Annotated in this window: 18 protein-coding genes; 7 read left to right on the top strand and 11 right to left on the bottom strand. The window is 66.0% G+C overall.

Annotated elements, in window-relative coordinates:
* Positions 1-119: 119 nt before the first annotated feature.
* Complete coding sequence (locus DDT93_RS10290) at positions 120-2,096, top strand: lytic transglycosylase domain-containing protein (protein WP_109465818.1); 1,977 nt, start codon at positions 120-122, stop codon at positions 2,094-2,096.
* Here DDT93_RS10290 and DDT93_RS10285 read toward each other — a convergent pair.
* Together DDT93_RS10285 and mnmD are read right to left on the bottom strand one after the other, a co-directional pair.
* A complete protein-coding gene (locus DDT93_RS10285) occupies positions 2,070-2,984 on the bottom strand; it encodes a DMT family transporter (RefSeq protein WP_109465697.1) in 915 nt (304 codons plus the stop codon). The genes DDT93_RS10290 and DDT93_RS10285 overlap by 27 nt on opposite strands.
* Positions 2,981-3,643, bottom strand: a complete 663-nt coding sequence (mnmD, locus tag DDT93_RS10280) for a tRNA (5-methylaminomethyl-2-thiouridine)(34)-methyltransferase MnmD (protein ID WP_109465696.1) — start codon at positions 3,641-3,643, stop codon at positions 2,981-2,983. The genes DDT93_RS10285 and mnmD overlap by 4 nt, the downstream gene beginning before the upstream one ends.
* 106 nt (positions 3,644-3,749) lie before the next feature.
* On the opposite strand from mnmD, the gene DDT93_RS10275 reads away from it, so the two are divergent.
* The gene (locus DDT93_RS10275) at positions 3,750-4,787 is read left to right on the top strand and encodes an NAD(P)/FAD-dependent oxidoreductase (protein ID WP_109465695.1); all 1,038 of its coding nucleotides are present in this window, start codon (positions 3,750-3,752) and stop codon (positions 4,785-4,787) included.
* On the opposite strand, the gene DDT93_RS10270 is transcribed toward DDT93_RS10275, so the two are convergent.
* On the bottom strand, positions 4,779-5,591 hold the full coding sequence (locus DDT93_RS10270) for an FAS1-like dehydratase domain-containing protein (protein WP_109465694.1): 813 nt from the start codon (positions 5,589-5,591) through the stop codon (positions 4,779-4,781). The two genes, DDT93_RS10275 and DDT93_RS10270, sit on opposite strands and share 9 nt — an antisense overlap.
* A gap of 33 nt (positions 5,592-5,624) precedes the next feature.
* Between DDT93_RS10270 and DDT93_RS10265 the strand changes: the two genes are divergently transcribed.
* The 4 genes from DDT93_RS10265 to DDT93_RS10250 all read left to right on the top strand — a co-directional run bounded on the left by DDT93_RS10265 (position 5,625) and on the right by DDT93_RS10250 (position 8,464).
* Positions 5,625-6,020 carry a VOC family protein gene (locus DDT93_RS10265; RefSeq protein ID WP_109465693.1) on the top strand — a complete coding sequence of 132 codons (396 nt, stop codon included), beginning with the start codon at positions 5,625-5,627 and terminating at the stop codon, positions 6,018-6,020.
* 64 nt (positions 6,021-6,084) lie between these two features.
* On the top strand, positions 6,085-6,720 hold the full coding sequence (gene acuR / locus DDT93_RS10260; protein ID WP_109465692.1) for an acrylate utilization transcriptional regulator AcuR: 636 nt from the start codon (positions 6,085-6,087) through the stop codon (positions 6,718-6,720).
* Between the two features lie 11 nt (positions 6,721-6,731).
* On the top strand, positions 6,732-7,724 hold the full coding sequence (acuI, locus tag DDT93_RS10255) for an acrylyl-CoA reductase (NADPH) (RefSeq protein WP_109465691.1): 993 nt from the start codon (positions 6,732-6,734) through the stop codon (positions 7,722-7,724).
* A gap of 20 nt (positions 7,725-7,744) precedes the next feature.
* On the top strand, positions 7,745-8,464 hold the full coding sequence (locus DDT93_RS10250) for a dimethylsulfonioproprionate lyase family protein (RefSeq protein WP_109465690.1): 720 nt from the start codon (positions 7,745-7,747) through the stop codon (positions 8,462-8,464).
* 4 nt (positions 8,465-8,468) lie between these two features.
* Here DDT93_RS10250 and DDT93_RS10245 read toward each other — a convergent pair whose 3' ends face one another.
* The gene (locus tag DDT93_RS10245) at positions 8,469-9,662 is read right to left on the bottom strand and encodes an aminotransferase-like domain-containing protein (protein WP_109465689.1); all 1,194 of its coding nucleotides are present in this window, start codon (positions 9,660-9,662) and stop codon (positions 8,469-8,471) included.
* 145 nt (positions 9,663-9,807) lie between these two features.
* Here DDT93_RS10245 and DDT93_RS10240 point away from each other — a divergent pair, with 145 nt between their 5' ends.
* Entirely contained in the window at positions 9,808-10,269 is a 462-nt protein-coding gene (locus tag DDT93_RS10240) for an Lrp/AsnC family transcriptional regulator (RefSeq protein ID WP_109465688.1), read from the top strand.
* Positions 10,270-10,275: 6 nt separating this feature from the next.
* On the opposite strand, the gene DDT93_RS10235 is transcribed toward DDT93_RS10240, so the two are convergent.
* The 7 genes from DDT93_RS10235 to DDT93_RS10205 form a co-directional block, all read right to left on the bottom strand.
* Positions 10,276-10,815, bottom strand: coding sequence for a flavin reductase (locus tag DDT93_RS10235; protein ID WP_109465687.1), 540 nt, complete (start codon positions 10,813-10,815; stop codon positions 10,276-10,278).
* Positions 10,816-10,958: 143 nt separating this feature from the next.
* Positions 10,959-11,216 carry a cell division topological specificity factor MinE gene (gene minE / locus DDT93_RS10230; RefSeq protein WP_109465686.1) on the bottom strand — a complete coding sequence of 86 codons (258 nt, stop codon included), beginning with the start codon at positions 11,214-11,216 and terminating at the stop codon, positions 10,959-10,961.
* Between the two features lie 2 nt (positions 11,217-11,218).
* Positions 11,219-12,037 carry a septum site-determining protein MinD gene (gene minD, locus DDT93_RS10225; protein WP_198654813.1) on the bottom strand — a complete coding sequence of 273 codons (819 nt, stop codon included), beginning with the start codon at positions 12,035-12,037 and terminating at the stop codon, positions 11,219-11,221.
* Between the two features lie 26 nt (positions 12,038-12,063).
* Positions 12,064-12,810, bottom strand: coding sequence for a septum site-determining protein MinC (gene minC / locus DDT93_RS10220; protein ID WP_109465684.1), 747 nt, complete (start codon positions 12,808-12,810; stop codon positions 12,064-12,066).
* A 692-nt stretch (positions 12,811-13,502) separates the two neighbouring features.
* Positions 13,503-14,354 (bottom strand): ABC transporter permease, encoded by an 852-nt coding sequence (locus DDT93_RS10215; protein ID WP_109465683.1) that lies wholly within the window; start codon positions 14,352-14,354, stop codon positions 13,503-13,505.
* A 4-nt stretch (positions 14,355-14,358) separates the two neighbouring features.
* Entirely contained in the window at positions 14,359-15,216 is an 858-nt protein-coding gene (locus DDT93_RS10210; RefSeq protein ID WP_109465682.1) for an ABC transporter permease, read from the bottom strand.
* Positions 15,216-16,316, bottom strand: coding sequence for an ABC transporter ATP-binding protein (locus tag DDT93_RS10205; protein ID WP_109465681.1), 1,101 nt, complete (start codon positions 16,314-16,316; stop codon positions 15,216-15,218). Before DDT93_RS10205 ends, DDT93_RS10210 begins: the two co-directional genes overlap by 1 nt.
* Between the last annotated feature and the right edge of the window lie 25 nt (positions 16,317-16,341).

The following is a 16,341-nucleotide window of genomic DNA, read 5'->3' as shown; positions in this document are numbered from 1 at the left end:
TGGTCTGGCGGGTCGGAACCCGCTATGAAGATGCCTGTGGCACGGTTGGGTGTCACACCCGCTATGACGGGATGCAACGACTAGAGGCTCTATCCTTGGTTACTCGCCAAATGCAAGTGATGACACGCGTTCTGACCCTGTTGTTCCTGCTGTTTTCGGCGCTTTCCGGCGCGGCAGCGGCCGAATCCGGGGCCGCCCTGAAGAAAGCGATGAAGGAAATGCGCGGGGGCGACTGGGACGCGGCCCTCGCCGCTGCCGGGCCAAGGGGCTCGGTCGGGCGCGACATCATAGAATGGCACCGCCTCCGGTCGGGCGCGGGCACCGCTGCCGAGGTCGAGGCCTTTCTCGGGCGCAACCCCGACTGGCCCGGTCTGGACTGGCTGCGGCGCAAGAGCGAGCCGGCGATCATCGCGGCGGGCAAGCCGCATATCCTCGCCTTCTTTGCCGACGAGCCGCCGCAGACGCCGGAGGGCGTGCTGGCCTATGCCGGGGCGCAGATCGCCGCCGGGCAGCAGGGCGATGGCGAGGCCTCGCTGGTGATGGCATGGCGCACCATGCCGATGCGCGAGGCGACGCAGGCGGCCTATCTTTCGGCCTACAGGCGGTTGCTGGCGCCGCATCACGAAGCGCGGCTAGACAAGATGCTGTGGGACAACCACGTCGAGAGCGCGCGGCGGATGCTGCCCCTCGTCGATGACGGCCACCGCAAGCTGGCAGAGGCGCGCATCGCCCTGCACGAACAGTCCCCAGGCGTCGACGTCCGGATCGAAGCGGTCCCGCCCGCGCTGACCGGGTCTGCGGGCCTGGCCCACGACCGCTTTGTCTGGCGCGACCGCAAGGGCCGTGACGACAGCGCGATCGAGTTGCTGCTGGAACGCAGCACAAGCGCCAAGGCACTGGGAGAACCTGCCGCCTGGGCAGGCCGGCGGCTGGACCTCGCGCGGATGCTGATGGGCAACGAATCCTACAAGAAGGCCTATCGCGTCGCCTCCTCTCATTTCACCACGCCGGAAGCGGGCTATGTCCATGCCGACCTCGAATGGCTCTCGGGATTCCTCGCCCTGCGCAAGCTGAACGATCCCAAGACCGCTCTGACCCACTTCAAGAACTTCGACGCCGCCATCGCCTCGCCGATCTCAAAGGGCCGCGCGGGGTATTGGCTGGGCCGCACATACGAGGCGCTGGGGCAGAAGGAAGAGGCGCGCAAGGCCTACGCGATGGGCGCCCGGTATCAGACGTCGTTCTACGGCCTGCTGGCGGCGGAGCGGGGCGGCGTTCCCTTCGACCCGCTGCTGCGCAAGCCGCCTGAGTTGCCGTCGTGGAAGTCTGCTGCCTTCCGGGAGTCGACCGTGCTGCAGGCCGGCCTGTTGCTGCTGACCGCTGACGAGACGGACCTTGGCGAGCGGTTCCTCACCCACCTGGTCGAGAGCCAGGACGATACCGCCGCCGCACAACTGGGCCAGATGGCACTGGACATCGACCGCCCCCACCTCGCCGTGATGATCGCCAAGCGGGCGGCGCAGCGGGCACAGATCCTCTATGGCGCCTATTACCCGATGCATCCGGTCGGCAAGCTCAAGCTGCCCATGGCGCCCGAGATGGTGCTGGCCATCGCCCGCCGCGAAAGCGAGTTCGACCCAGCGGTGATCAGCGGCGCAGGCGCGCGCGGGCTGATGCAGGTGATGCCCGCGACCGCGCGGCTGGTTGCCGACACGCTCGGGATTCTCGGCGCGCACGATACCGACAGGCTGACGCGGGAGTGGGACTACAACGCCAAGCTCGGCGCCAACTACCTGGCCAAGCTGGCGGGCGACCTTGGCGGCAACGTGGTGATGATGTCGGCGGGCTACAACGCCGGGCCGGGTCGCCCGATCCGCTGGATGCAGCGCTATGGCGATCCGCGGCGCAAGGATGCCAAGGACGAGACCGAGGTCGTCGACTGGATCGAGACGATCCCCTTCGACGAAACCCGGAACTACGTCATGCGGGTGACCGAGAGCCTGCCGGTCTACCGCGCCCGGCTGGGAGAGGAACCGCTGCCGGTGCCCTTCTCCGCGGAACTCACCGGCTCAACGCTTCTGACGTTCGCGCCATAGGGTGAACAGACCCGCGCAGACGATGATGGCTGCGCCCACGGCAACGTTCGGGCGCAGCACTTCGCCGAAGATCGCCATGCCCAGCGCCGAGGCAAAGACCAGCTGGAAGTAGGCAAAGGGTTGGACCGCGCTGGCCTCGGCCACCTCATAGCAGCGGATCAGCAGCCAATGCCCGCTGGCGCCGGTCAGGCAGAGCGTGCCCATCCATAGCCAGTCGCCCGCGCTCATCGGTTCCCAGAACCAGACGCCGACGCAGGTCATGAAGATCGAGCCGACGACGCCGGTCCAGAAGAACGAGGTCGCGGTGCGGTCCTTGCGCCCGGCATAGCGGGTGACGAGGCCGTAGACTGCGAACATCACCGCCGAGATCAGCGGCACGATGGCCAAGGGATTGAACACGCCAAACCCCGGTTCGAGGATCACCAGCACCCCGACGAAACCGATGCCGATGGCGGTCCAGCGCCGCCAACCGACCTTTTCACCAAGGATCGGGCCTGAGAGGGCCGCTACCAGCAGCGGGTAGCTGGCAAAGACCGCGTGGCTTTCGACAAGACCCAGCAGCGTGAAGCCGTAGATCGCGACGCAGATTTCCGCGGCCAGCAACAGTGCCCGGAAGATCTGCACACCCGGTTGCGCGGTCTTGGCAGCCGCGCGAAGCCCCCCGGCCCTGCGCGCAGCCAGCACCATGACAAAAGCGGCGAAAAACCAGTAGCGGATCATCACCACCATCCAGGTGTTATAGGTCCCCGCCAGGTGCCGCGAAATCGCGTCCTGTAGCGAAAACACCACCGTGGTGGCGATCATCAGCGCGATCCCGAGAGGGATGTTGTTGCTTTGCTGGGTCGGAGCTGCCGCTGCGGCACCGGTGGGCTGGCCGGTATGAGTCATCTGAGTCGCGCCTTTGTCATGTGACGTTTGCGCCCATATCCGGGCACCCGTTCAACGTCAAACCCCGCCGCATCCAGACCACGGCGGACGAAGCCCGCCGCCGTGTAGGTCGCAGCCGTTCCGCCGGGAGTGGTATGAGCCGCGACGTCCCCCATCAGCTCGGGTTGCCAGAGTTCGGGGTTCTTCGCCGGGGAAAAGCCGTCGAGGTACCAGGCATCCGCCGCGCCCTGCCAGCCGGGCAGGGTCTCGCGCGCGTCGCCCACCACCACCTCCAGCCGCGCGGGTCCGACCTGCATCTCGCCCCCGTCCGCGCGCCATGCCGCCAGCAGGAGGTCGGCAAATGGTCTGATCCCGGCAAAGGCCGAAAGGGCGCGCGCCATGTCGTTCCGCCCCATCGGGTAGGCCTCGAAACTGGTGTAGCGGAATGCGCCGGGCCGTTCGCCCCAGGCCTCGAGCGTGGCCAGCAGGTTCAGGCCTGTGCCAAACCCCAGTTCAGCGATGTGGAACCCGTCGCGCAAACGCTCCGGCAGGTCGTTGCCGCCGAGAAAGACATGACGCGTTTCGTCGAGCCCGTTCTCGAGGCTGAAATAGGGGTCGTCGAACCGGGTCGAGACCGGCACGCCGCCATCCCGCCATTGCAGTTGCGCCTGTTGAGCCATGTGCAATCTCCCGGTGCCGCCGCCCGCGCCGCATTGTTGCGCGGATCGCGATGCTCTATCACCGCCGTAACCGGCGCGACACTGGCGAAAGGCACCTTCCTTGGCAATGGCCGACATCACCATACGCGGGGCCGGTATATTCGGCCTGTCCATCGCCTGGACCTGCGTCCGGCGCGGGGCGCGTGTGCGCGTGGTCGATCCGCATGGGGCCGGCGCCGGTGCCAGCGGCGGGCTGGTCGGCGCGCTGGCCCCCCATGTGCCAGAGAACTGGAACGCCAAGAAGGCGTTTCAGCTCGACAGCCTGCTTTCTGCCGAAGGGTTCTGGGCCTCCGTCGAAGAGGCGGGCGGAGTCTCTTCCGGCTATGGGCGCACCGGGCGGCTGCAACCGATCGCGGACGCGCGGGCGCTGGACCTCGCTCATGCGCGCGAGCGCACGGCGAAAGAGCTCTGGCAGGATCGGGCCACGTGGCGCGTCCTGCCCGCAGGCGAGGCCGGACCGTGGTGCCCGCCCTCGCCTACCGGGTTCGTCATCCACGACACGCTGACCGCCCGCCTGCACCCCCGCCGCGCCACCGAGGCGCTGGTCGCGGCCCTTGCCGTGCGCGGTGTCGAGGTCGAGGCGGTTGGCGAGGACCGTGGTCAGGTGCTCCACGCCACCGGGGCGGCCGGGCTGATCGAGCTTTCGCAGACGATGGGGAAAAACGTCGGCGGTGGCATAAAGGGGCAGGCGGCTTTGCTGCGCCATGACGCCGGGCCCGGCGCGCCCCAGCTCTTTGCCGAGGCGATCCACATCATCCCGCATGCGGACGGGACGACCGCCATCGGGTCCACCAGCGAACGCGACTACGACTCCCCCACCGGGACCGACGCCCAGCTTGACGACCTGATCGCGCGGGCGGTCAACGCCATGCCTCTGTTGCACGGCGCCGAGGTGATCTCCCGTTGGGCGGGTCTGCGCCCCCGCGCCAGAAGCCGAGCGCCGATGCTTGGCGTGCACCCGCTGCACCCGGGTCAGTTCATTGCCAACGGCGGGTTCAAGATCGGCTTCGGCATGGCCCCGAAGGTTGCCGAGATCATGGCCGACCTCATTCTGGAAGGGCGCGACGCGATTCCCGACGACTTCCGCCCGGAGGCCTCACTCTGAGGCGGTGGCCTCGGCCGTCATGCACTGCCGCCCGTCCGGGCCGCGCACCCAGAGCGCGCCATCCTTATGGCACAGCTCTGCCGTTTCGAAGTGCATCAGAGGCGAGTAGGCGCGAAAGCTGAAAGTCGCGAGCGGCCCGAGGATATCGGTCGCCATCAGCATCAGCAGTTGCGCCAGCAGCGGACCGTGAACCACGAGCCCGCGATAGCCTTCGACATCGCGGGCATAGTCGAGATCATAGTGGATGCGGTGGCCATTGAAGGTCAGCGCCGAGTAGCGGAACAGCAGGGTGCTGTCGAAAGACACCTCGCGGGCCTCGCTCTCATCCGTGCGGGCGCGGGGTGGCACCGGCGCAGGCGCGGCGGGATCGGGATCCTCTCGATAGACGAGGTCCTGCCACTCCTCGACGGTGACGGCGCCCTCTTGCATCACCCGGTGCGCCAGGGTCACGAAGGCCAGCGGCCCGCTGCGACCTTCCTTGCGTTCGACGGATTCGACCCGGCTTTCCTTCTCGGCCGGAACATCCGCCAGCAGGGGGCGGTGAAAGCGCAGCCGTCCGCCCGCCCACATGCGCCGGGGCAGGCCCATGTCGGGGATCAGGCCCTGCCCCACGCGAGGATGCCCGTCGCGGCCAAGCCGGTCTGGCGGCTGCGGCGTCCAGAAGTAGAGTTGGTGAAAGAAGGGCGGGAGGGACGATCCGGTGGTGATATCGGGCGACTGGCCCAGAGCGACCTGAAGTGCCGCCGCATGGCCCGGGTCCATCCCGTCAGCGGTCTTCTCCACCGTGTCCAAATCTGCTTTCATCGCCCGATCTCCTGCCCGAATTCCGAGGACACAATGCCCGAGATCACCGCCCTGGACCACCTGGTGCTGACCGTTTCCGACATGGAGGCAAGCATTGCCTTCTACACCGGGGTCCTTGGCATGGCGCACGAGGTGTTCCATCCGGCCGATGGCAGCACCCGCAACGCGCTGGGGTTCGGTCGTCAGAAGATCAACCTGCACCTAGCCGGGAAAGAGTATGAGCCAAAGGCCGCGCGCCCCGGTCCCGGAACCGCCGACCTCTGCTTCCTGTCGGCCACACCGCTGCCCGACTGGCAGGCTCACTTCGCCGGGCATGGTATCGCAGTCGAGGAAGGCCCGGTGCGCCGGACCGGCGCCACCGGGCCGATCCTGTCGCTCTACCTGCGCGATCCCGATGGTAATCTCATCGAGATCTCGAACCTCATCTGAAACCTGCGACGATGGCTCAAGATTTCGCTTTCATTTATTAGACGGACCTGTCTAATAATTCTCCATGAGCTCGCAACCCACCCCGGATTCCCGCCCGAGAGGCCGCCCGCGCAAGGCACCTGCCGAGGCAGAAGCGCGCCGCAGGCTGATCCGGACCGGGCTGATTCACTTGACGGAAAAGGGCTACTCGGCTGTCGGCATCGACCAGGTGTTGCGGGATGCCGATGTGCCCAAGGGCGGTTTCTATCACTACTTCCGCTCCAAAGAGGACTTCGGCCTGCAACTGGTCGATGCCTACCACGACTATTTTTCCGCCAAGCTTGACCACTGGTTCCTGAACGAGACGCTTGCCCCGGTGATGCGGCTCAAGGAATTCATGCGCGATGCCGAAGCCGGCATGGCGCGACACCAATTCGCGCGCGGCTGCCTTGTCGGTAACCTTGGGCAGGAAATGGGCGCGCTGCCCGAACCGTTCCGCGCCCGGCTGTCGGGTGTGCTCGAAGACTGGCAGAGGCGCACCGCCACCTGCCTCGGGCAGGCGCGCGAGACGGGCGAGATCGCCCCGCACCACGACCCCGCCGCGCTGGCCGCGTTCTTCTGGATCGGATGGGAGGGGGCGGTTCTGCGGGCCAAGCTCGACCGTTCGCCCGAGGCGCTGCGCCGGTTCGCGGACGGTTTCATTACACTGATCGAAGGATAGGAGGAGGTTCCATGTTCGACGCAATCCAGATCGACAAGTCCGAAGAAGGGCAGTCCGTCACACTCACCCAGGTTTCGCCCGATGCACTGCCCGAAGGCGATGTGCTGGTCGATGTCGCCTACTCGACCCTGAACTACAAGGATGCGCTGGCGATCACCGGGGCCTCGCCCGTGGTGCGCAGCTTTCCGATGGTTCCGGGCATCGACTTTTCCGGGATCGTCGCCGAGAGCGCGCATCCCGACTTCAAGGCCGGTGACCGGGTCGTCCTGAACGGCTGGGGCGTTGGCGAGAAGCACTGGGGCGGCCTCGCAGGTCAGGCCCGCGTCAAGGGCGACTGGCTCGTCCCCCTGCCCGATGGCATCTCGCTCAAGCAGGCGATGGCGATCGGTACGGCGGGCTATACCGCGATGCTCTGCGTGATGGCGCTGGACCGTCAGGGCGTCACCCCCGAGAAGGGCGAGATCGTGGTCACCGGTGCGGCTGGTGGCGTCGGCAGTGTCGCGGTCGCCCTCCTCGCCAAGCGGGGCTACCAGGTGGCGGCCGTCACCGGGCGCACCAGCGAAACCGATTACCTGACCGGGCTGGGCGCCTCGTCCATCGTCGACCGAGCGGAACTCTCGGCACCGGGCCGGCCGCTGGGCAAGGAACGCTGGGCCGGGGCGGTTGACGTGGCAGGCAGCACGGTGCTGGCCAACGTGCTTGCCGCGATCAAATACCGGGGCGCGGTCGCGGCCTGTGGCCTGGCCGCCGGCATGGACCTGCCCGCCAGCGTGGCCCCTTTCATCCTGCGCGGTGTCACCCTTGTTGGCGTCGACAGCGTGATGTGCCCGAGGGAGGAGCGCATGGAGGCGTGGCGGCTGCTGGCCGAGGAACTCGACCTCGACAAGCTCGACAGCATGATCACCGAGGTGCCCATGGACAAGGTGATCGAAACCGCGCCCCTCTTCCTCGAAGGCAAGATTCGTGGGCGTATCGTCGTCCCGGTCGCGCCGGACCTCGCCTGATCTGACAAAGGACCCCCGCGATGAGCGAACCCTACAGCCTCGGCGCAGCCGTCGACCTCGTTCCCGAACCGGAGCGCCTGTTCGACAGTCCCAACTGGGTCTACCTGCTGCGCGAGTTCGAGACGCTGTACCGGTATGGCTCGGCCGGGGGCAGCAAGGCGATCCGAGCCCATCGCAAACGGGTGCGCGACGCGCTCGCGCTGGTGGTCGCGTCCAACCCCGAGATCGTGCTGCGGGAGCCGGAGATCAAACCGGTGACCGCACACCTTCCGCGCGCCTTCGACCTTGGCGCGCGGACGACAATGGAGGGGCTCAGCCGGGCGCTGGAGCGGGTGTCTGACCGGCTGACTTGGGAGTATGGCTATCAGAAGGTGCCCAAGTCCCTGGCCAAGAAGTACGCCTATTGCGAGGTCATGGGACCGCAGGGACCGGTGCGATCCGACAAGCTGATCCTTGGCTTCGTCCTCTTCGCGCCGAACACTACCTACCCGCAACACAGCCATCAGGACATCGAGGAGAGCTACATCTCGGTGTCGGGCGCCTGGTCCGAGAATGACGGGGCCGTCTATGCCCCCGGCTCGCTGATCCTGAACAGCCCCGGCGACGAACACAGGATCACCACGGGCGAATGGGACCCATGCCTGCTTGCCTATGCCTGGATCGGCCCGGGCGAAAAGCTGGCCGCGCCCGGAATGAAGTTCTCGAGTACCCGCAAGGCGCGCGTCCAGCAGGGTATCTGACCGCTCAGGCGGCTTTTGCCAGCAGGTCGGTTACGGTGGCCCGCAGGCGCCTGACGCCCTCGGCCAAGCGCTCGGGCGGGTTCAGGGTAAAGTTGATCCGGATCGCGCCATGATCCTGTCCCAGCGGGTCGAAGACGCTGCTGGGAGACACGCAGACCCCGCGTTCGATCCCGGCCTGCAACAGGTCGTCGGTGTCGATGCGGGGATCGCGCGCACGGGCCCAGACGAACATGCCCCCGGCGGGAACCTCCCATGTGAACAGGTCCGACAGCTCTGCCGTCATCGCGGCACAAAGCGCATCGCGGCGGGCGCGGTACGTCGCAAGGATGTTGGGCAGGATGCGGTCGGCGAGGCCCGAATGAAAGGTCTCGTAGGCAATCCGCTGGGACAGGCCACTGGTGCACATGTCCGTCCCCTGTTTGGCCACGGTCAGCGCGTCGATCATCTCGGGGGCGGCAATGGCCCAGCCGATGCGCAGCCCCGGCACCACCTCCTTGGACAGCGACCCGAGGTAGATCACCGGCCCGTCATAGGCGTTGCCGCTCCCCGCCATCGACATCATGCTCGGCAGCGGATCGCAGTCATAATAGAGCGCGCCGTAGGGATCGTCTTCCACCAGCCAGGTCCCGGTCTGTTCGGCGGCCTCCACCAGCCTGCGCCGCATCGCGGTGTCCACGATGTGCCCGGTTGGGTTAGAGAAATTCGGAACGGTATAGGCGAACTGTGCCCCGGAGATCGCGGGCAGCGGATCGAAATCGCCGCCCTCCAGATCCATCGGGAGATAGGTCGGCAGGCTAGGCCGCCACGCATCGAGCGCGCCAAGATAGGCCGGGCTCTGCGCCGCGACGGGGCTCCCTTGCTCCAGCAGCACGCGGCCGATCAGGTCCAGCGCCTGCATGCCACCGGAGGTGATCAGGACGTTGTCGCGGGTGAGCGGCAGGGCGTCCGAGGAATACTTGCGGGCGATGAGGCTCCGCAGCGCGGGAAGACCTCCGATCGGGGGATAGGCCAGCGACTGCCCCGGATGGTCGCGCACCGCCGAGGCCGCGATCTCGGCCAGTTCGTCCACCGGCCAGACCGAGGGTTCGGGCAACCCGCCCGCCAAGTTGATCAGGTCCGGGACCTGACCGGCAGCGAGAAATGTCTTGGTTACCTCGTTGGTCTGCGAAAGCCAGCGGGCAAAGGCGGGTCGCGTCATCGGTACCTCCGGCAAGCAGTGTCGCTCGTCTCGTTGTTATGAGGTCATGATAACGCAGAATGCGCGGCGAAAGACTGCATTTTGCGTTGCGGTTTTAGCAGGTGGCGCGAATTATCTCTACCATTGGCGGAAATCGTGGTGAATCATGGCAGCCCTTGACGAGATCGACCGGCACATCCTGCGCGAACTCCGCCGCAATGGGCGGATATCAATCCTCGACCTCGCGGACCGGGTCGGCCTCTCGCCGACCCCCTGCGGGCGCAGGGTGAAACGCCTCGAGGACGACGGCGTGATCAGGGGCTATGCCGCAACGCTCGACAATGCGCGGCTCGGGCTCAATATCAGCGTCTTCATCATGGTGCGGCTGTCGGGGCACGGACCCGAGGGCACGCGCGATTTCCTTTCGGCAGTCGCGGCGCGGCCCGAGATCACCGAGTGTTTCCTCGTGGCCGGCAACGTCGACTACATGCTGCGGGTCTGGGTCGGCGACCTCGAGGAACTGGGCGATTTCGTGCGGGATGTGCTGCAGTCGATCCCTGCGGTCACCGAGACTTCGACCATGGTGGTCCTGAAGGAAGAACCGCAGCCTGAGGTTCTGCCATTCTGACGCGGTTTACCGGTCCGGCAGTTCGTGGAAGGCGCGGCGGAAATAGGCCAGCGCATCGGTGCCGGGCGTGCGGGTCACCTGCCGCACCTCGCAGAACAGCACCGCGTGGGTGCCGATGATCTGGCTCTGGCTGATCCGGCAGTGGAAGGTCGCCGCCGCGTCGGGCAGGTAGGGCACATTGTCGGCGGAGAGTTCCCACCGGGCCTGAGCGAACCTTTCGGCCATCGGCGTGCCACCCCCGAACAGCAGGGCAAGATCGCGGTGCTGCGCACCGAGCGTGTTCACGCAGAGGTGGCCGTTGTCGAGAAACGCCTGCGCCAGGGACCGCTCGCGGTTGGCGCAGACCAGCAGGGTCGGCGGCGCGTCGGAGACCGAGCAGACGGAGGTCGCGGTGAACCCCACCGGATCGTCCAGCGTGCCGGTCGTCACGATGTTCACGGCCGCTGCAAGATGCGCCATGCCATCGCGGAACTCGGTCGCCGAAACGAGGTCGTGGCGCGGGTGGCCGGTGCCCTCGGGCGTGCTGGGTTGTCTGCTGTCGGACATGCGCGGTTCCTTGTCGTCGCCGCGACAGGCCGGCAAGGGCGCCGCGACACGTCAGGCGTAGACCACAGATCGCCGGGCAAAGGCAACGATGGCGCGGAAAATGACGCCGCGAAATTCGCCCCGCGTGACGCGGGGCGAAGGGATCAGGCTTTGCGCTGGTCCGCCGGGAACTCGATGTTGATCTCCAGGCTCGAGAGGCCCTCGCCGCGCTCCATCTTGATGTCGATGGCGTCGCGGTCGATCTTCATGTGCTTGCGGATCGCTTCGAGAATGTCGCGCTGCAGCTCTGGCAGGCAGTCGGGGCTCGCCCCGCTGCGCTCGTGGGCCAGCAGGATCTGCAGGCGGTCCTTGGCCGTCTGCGCCGCGTTCGGCTTGCGGGGCTTGAGGGAGAAACCAAACATTTTCAAGCCGTCCGACCGAAGAGGCGCGAGATCAGGCCGGGACGACGTTCGCCGCCGATCTTCATTTCGACCTGTTCGCCGACCAGCCGCGCCACCGCGTCTTCATAGGCGGAGGCCGCCGCCGACGGATCGTCGAGCACGACCGGAACGCCCATGTTCGACGCACGCAGGACAGCCGGGCTCTCGGGGATGATGCCGAGCAGCGGAACGGCGAGAATTTCCAGCACGTCCTCGACGGTCATCATCTCGCCCTTGTCGATGCGAGCCTGGTCGTGGCGGGTGATCAGCACCTGCGCCTTGATCGGCTCGGCACCTTCTTCTTCGGCGCGATGGGTCTTGGACTGCAGCAGGCCGAGCACGCGGTCGCTGTCACGCACCGAGGAGACCTCGGGGTTGGTGACCACGATGGCCTCGTCCGCGTAGTACATCGCCATCAGCGCGCCGCGTTCGATGCCGGCGGGGCTGTCGCAGATGATGTAGTCGAACTCTTCCTTGAGCTCGTTCAGGACGGCCTCGACGCCTTCCTGGGTCAGCGCGTCCTTGTCGCGGGTTTGCGAGGTCGGCAGCACGGCAAGGTTGTCGAGCCGCTTGTCGCGGATCAGCGCCTGCTTGAGCTTGGCATCGCCCTGGATCACGTTGATGAAGTCGAACACGACGCGGCGCTCGCAGCCCATGATCATGTCGAGGTTGCGCAGGCCCACGTCAAAGTCGATGACAACGGTCTTGTGACCACGCTTGGCCAGACCGGCACTGATGGCGGCCGAGGTGGTGGTCTTGCCCACACCGCCCTTGCCGGATGTTACGACGATGATCTTGCTCACGGATCGCTCCTGTTTCGATTGCGGTGTTATCCGAGCGTCTCGACGCAGAGCCGCTCGTTCTTGAGGAAGGCCTGCACGTTCTGCAGACCGTATTCGGGGGCCAGAGACTCGCTGGTGCGGTAGAGACCTGCGATGGCCAGCAGCTCGGCTTCGAGCCGCGTGCAGAAGACCCGGGCGGTCTCGTCGCCGTGTGCCCCTGCCATCGCCCGGCCGCGGAGAGGGCCGTAGACGTGGATGTTGCCCGCCGCGATCAGCTCGGCGCCGGAGCTGACCGGACCTATGACGATAAGGTCGCCCTCGTCCGCGATCACGGTTTGGCCCGAGCGGACCGGAAGCGTGATCGTCTTGGTCTTGGCCGGGGTCTGGCGAACGGCCTTGATCGCCTTCTGGCGACGCTCGGCCTTCAGCGGCGCATCCTGCCCGGTGGTGATGTTGATCAGCCCGAGGTCACTGGCCGCGCGCACCTGTTCGCCGCTGGCGTTCTGGACGCCGAAGGGTGCGAGGTTGCGCTGTTTCAGCGTCTCGACCATGCGCCGCAGAACCTCGGTGCCGTTCAGGCCCGGAACCTGCTCCAGATCGAGGATCAGCGGGGCGTTGGCGAAGAATTGCGGGGTCTGGCGAAGCTGGTCATCGAGTGCTTCGAAGAAGGACTCGTCCTGCTGTTCGCTCTCCGGCCGCAAAGAAACAGCCGTGAAGAAGCGGCCCCTGATCTGAAAGGGCCGGATATCCGCGGCGGCTCTGGCGCCACGGTCTTTCGTGTCGTTCGAAGGCACGCTCGACTGCCTCTCCTGCTCTCGATGCCGGGCACGGATTCTACGTCCGCACCATCTGCTCTTGACTAGTATTTCGCTGCGGCCCGGTCCAGTTCGCCCGGTCAGGCACAGCCCGTTCGGCGGAGTCGCGCCCAACGGCCCCGCGCTTTCGGGGCCCGATGACGTGCCCCGGCGGGCGCGCTTGTGGGTCAGATACGGGGCGCATGCAAGCCCCAATCGCGCGGCCCGGCGGCGCGGCGCGCGTGGTGGACCAGCAGGGTGGGTTTTGGGCCCACCCCCGTCCGATTAACGATGCAGGAAAGAAGAGTTTTCCTGCCCTGGTTAGGGCCTCCCGTGGGAGTGCCCTGATCGGTCTTTCAGGAAATTACCGTCCTGACGATCGGGTTCTTTTTGCGATCAACCACGCAGCAGCGCGTGGCAGGTCACGAGAACGCAGATCGAAAAGGCGGCGAGGACAAACAAGTCAGACATGGCTAAGGGTTCCAATTTGGCGCGGGCAGCGCGCGACGCACACGACATGCTCCCAATCCCGGAGCAACACAATGGGCGTGTTCGTTGGGCAACGTTAGTGTGGCGGCTCTGCAACCAAAACTAACCCAAAGTAAGCAGGGAATCGCCGGGTAGCGGCGGACCCGCGCTCATTGGGCTGGGTAGGCGGTCCGAAGCCCTCTCGCGGCCACTGGGGGTCAGCGCTAGCGGCGTCTCTGGAACAGAATCATTACCAAAGCAAGCAAGCTCGACCCCAGCATCAGCAGCAGCGAAACCGCGTTCAGAAGCGGTGTCGACCCCTCCTTGAGCCGGTCGAACATGGCGATGGTCAGCGGCGCGTCGGACCCGACCAGCATGAGCGTGGTATTGAAGTTCTCGAAGCTCATCAGGAAGGCGACCACCATCGCCCCGATCAGCGCCGGGGCGAGGAAGGGAATGGTGATGGTGCGGACCGCGGTGAGCTTGCCCGCTCCGAGATTCAGGGCGGCTTCCTCCAGCGAGCGGTCGAACTTCTGCAGGCGCGCCGAGATGACCAACGTCGCGATGGTGGCGATAAAGGAGAACTGACCGAGGATCACCAGCGGCAGACCGGGGCGCAGAGCCTGAATGTCGACCTTGGCCGCATCCCAGGCCGCGTTCGCCACCGTGGAGGAGAAGACGAGGATGGAGATGCCAAGGACGATCCCCGGGATCACGAGGGGCAGCAGCATGACCACGTAGAGCAGGCTCTTGCCGCGGAACTGGTAGCGGTTGAACAGGAAGGCGTTGGAGAGCCCCACCGCAACCGAGAGCAGCGCGACGCAGAAGGCCACGAAGACCGAGGTTCCCATCGCGCGCAGGATCGAGCGTTCGTGGAACACCCCGATCATCGGGCGCTCGTCACCGAAGAACCAGTTCCAGGTGAATCCCTCCCACGGCAGAGAGGGAAACTGGCCGTTGTTGAAGGCGAAGACACCGACCACCGTCAGCGGCAGCGCAAGATAGACGAAGAACAACGCGACGTAGGCGCCATAGGCGATGCGGGCGGCACGGGGCTGGGGGATGGTCGGGATCATCGGCCTACCCCATCGTCTTTTCGAGGGTCTGGCCGGTCAGGCGCAACATGCCCCAGACGATGACCGACGACAGGAACAGCAGCATGAACCCGAAGGCGGCGCCAAGCTCCCAATTGAAGCGCACGATGAACTGCGAATAGATCAGCTGGGTGAACCAGAGGCTGTCCTTGCCGCCGAGCATGGTAGGGGTGAGGTAATTGCCCAGGCTGAGCATGAAGACCACGATGCAGCCCGAGACGATGCCGGGCGCGGCGTGCGGAATGACGATCTCGCGCATCACGCTGAAGGCGTTGCCGCCAAGGTCGTAACCTGCCTCGATCACGCTGTCGTCGAGGCTTTCCAGCGTCGTGACCAGCGGCACCACCATGAACAGCATCGAGGTATAGACCAGCCCGACCATGATGGCCGCGTCGTTGTAGAGCATCTCTACCGGCTGATCCACGAGGCCGCTCCATTGCAGCAGGTTCGAGACCAGCCCGGTTTCACGCAGCAGGATCATCCAGCCGAAGGTGCGCACAAGTTCGGAGACGTAGAAAGGGATCAGGCACAGCAGGAACAGGGCCGACTGCATACGGCCCTTGGCGATCTTGGCGATGTAGTAGGAGACCGGGAAGGCGATCAGTAGCGTGATCGCGGTGGCCACGGTCGACATCACTGCCGTCCGCAGAAAGGTCCAGAGATAGAGCGGCTCGCGGAAGAAGGTCAGGTAGTTTGCGAGGCTGGTCTCGTACTTGCCCACGCCCACGCGCTCGCGCAGCGACACCAGGAACATGTCGATGTGCGGAATGAAGATCAGCAGCACCAGCCACAGCAGCAGCGGGGTCAGCAGCAGGACGAACCCGAGTTTCGCCTCGGCCTTCATCAGGCGGCCCCGGCCGGAAAGCAGTTGCCCTGTTCACCCGACCAGCCGATGTGGACGGGATCGCCCTTGGACAGCGTCGCGTATTCGCCGGACTGCGGCAGCGTCACCTCGATCTGCTCGCCGCCATCACCGCCCTGCACGAGGACGCGGCTGGCCGCGCCGTTGAACAGCAGGCTGGAGACCGTGCCGGAAATGCGGTTGTCGAAACTCGCCAGTTCCGTCTCTGACCGCGCGACCCGGATCGCCTCGGGTCGGACGAAGATATCGGCGGTATCACCCGCGCTCAGCTGCCGCCCATGCAGGGCGCCGCGCATGGAGAGGCCACTCTCGGTGCGCATCTCCATCTCGCCGCCCTCGATCCGCTCGATACGGCCCCGCCAGCGGTTGGAATCGCCGACAAAGCCAGCGACGAAGGCGCTCTCGGGGCGGTAGTAGAGTTCGCGGGCAGTGCCGACCTGTTCGAAAACGCCCTTGTTCATGACGGCGATCTGGTCGGACATCACCAGCGCCTCGGACTGGTCGTGGGTGATATAGACGAAGGTGGTGTCGAACGCGGCCTGCAGCGCCTTGAGCTCGATCTTCATATGCTCGCGCAGCTTGAGGTCAAGCGCGCCGAGCGGTTCGTCGAGCAGCAGAACGTCGGGCTCCATCACCATGCAGCGGGCGATCGCGACACGCTGCTTCTGGCCACCGGAGAGTTCGTCGACCTTGCGCTTGCCGATACCCGGCAGACCGATGCGCTCCAGCGCCTCGTCGACCTTGCGGGCAATCTCGGCCCGGGCCATGCCCTTGCGGCGCAGGCCGTAGCCGATGTTGTCGGCGATGTTCATCATCGGGAACAGCGCGAGGTGCTGGAACACCATGTTCACCGGGCGCTTGTTGGGCGCGACGCCAGCCATCGACTTGCCCTTGATGCGGATGTCTCCGCTCGTCGGGTCAAGGAAACCGGCGATCATGCGCATGATCGTCGTCTTGCCACAGCCCGATGGGCCGAGAATGGAAAAGAAGGAACCGGCCGGCACCTCGAACGAGACATTATCGACGGCGGTTGTTTCGCCAAAGCGCCGGATCAGGTCGACGCATTCGAGATCGGGGGTCATGGTCCGCTCCGGCAGGGTCTTGGCG

It is taken from the genome of Albibacillus kandeliae (assembly GCF_003116585.1).
Taxonomy (GTDB): Bacteria; Pseudomonadota; Alphaproteobacteria; order Rhodobacterales; family Rhodobacteraceae; genus Albibacillus; species Albibacillus kandeliae.
This window is presented reverse-complemented; position numbering and strand designations above follow the sequence as displayed.

Excerpts from the sequence above, each read along its gene's own strand:
- DDT93_RS10290 (WP_109465818.1), top strand. The coding sequence starts at position 120 with ATGACACGCGTTCTGACCCTGTTGTTCCTGCTGTTTTCGGCGCTTTCC.
- DDT93_RS10285 (WP_109465697.1), bottom strand. The coding sequence starts at position 2,984 with ATGACTCATACCGGCCAGCCCACCGGTGCCGCAGCGGCAGCTCCGACC.
- mnmD (WP_109465696.1), bottom strand. The coding sequence starts at position 3,643 with ATGGCTCAACAGGCGCAACTGCAATGGCGGGATGGCGGCGTGCCGGTC.
- DDT93_RS10275 (WP_109465695.1), top strand. The coding sequence starts at position 3,750 with ATGGCCGACATCACCATACGCGGGGCCGGTATATTCGGCCTGTCCATC.
- DDT93_RS10270 (WP_109465694.1), bottom strand. The coding sequence starts at position 5,591 with ATGAAAGCAGATTTGGACACGGTGGAGAAGACCGCTGACGGGATGGAC.
- DDT93_RS10265 (WP_109465693.1), top strand. The coding sequence starts at position 5,625 with ATGCCCGAGATCACCGCCCTGGACCACCTGGTGCTGACCGTTTCCGAC.
- acuR (WP_109465692.1), top strand. The coding sequence starts at position 6,085 with ATGAGCTCGCAACCCACCCCGGATTCCCGCCCGAGAGGCCGCCCGCGC.
- acuI (WP_109465691.1), top strand. The coding sequence starts at position 6,732 with ATGTTCGACGCAATCCAGATCGACAAGTCCGAAGAAGGGCAGTCCGTC.
- DDT93_RS10250 (WP_109465690.1), top strand. The coding sequence starts at position 7,745 with ATGAGCGAACCCTACAGCCTCGGCGCAGCCGTCGACCTCGTTCCCGAA.
- DDT93_RS10245 (WP_109465689.1), bottom strand. The coding sequence starts at position 9,662 with ATGACGCGACCCGCCTTTGCCCGCTGGCTTTCGCAGACCAACGAGGTA.
- DDT93_RS10240 (WP_109465688.1), top strand. The coding sequence starts at position 9,808 with ATGGCAGCCCTTGACGAGATCGACCGGCACATCCTGCGCGAACTCCGC.
- DDT93_RS10235 (WP_109465687.1), bottom strand. The coding sequence starts at position 10,815 with ATGTCCGACAGCAGACAACCCAGCACGCCCGAGGGCACCGGCCACCCG.
- minE (WP_109465686.1), bottom strand. The coding sequence starts at position 11,216 with ATGTTTGGTTTCTCCCTCAAGCCCCGCAAGCCGAACGCGGCGCAGACG.
- DDT93_RS10215 (WP_109465683.1), bottom strand. The coding sequence starts at position 14,354 with ATGATCCCGACCATCCCCCAGCCCCGTGCCGCCCGCATCGCCTATGGC.
- DDT93_RS10210 (WP_109465682.1), bottom strand. The coding sequence starts at position 15,216 with ATGAAGGCCGAGGCGAAACTCGGGTTCGTCCTGCTGCTGACCCCGCTG.
- DDT93_RS10205 (WP_109465681.1), bottom strand. The coding sequence starts at position 16,316 with ATGACCCCCGATCTCGAATGCGTCGACCTGATCCGGCGCTTTGGCGAA.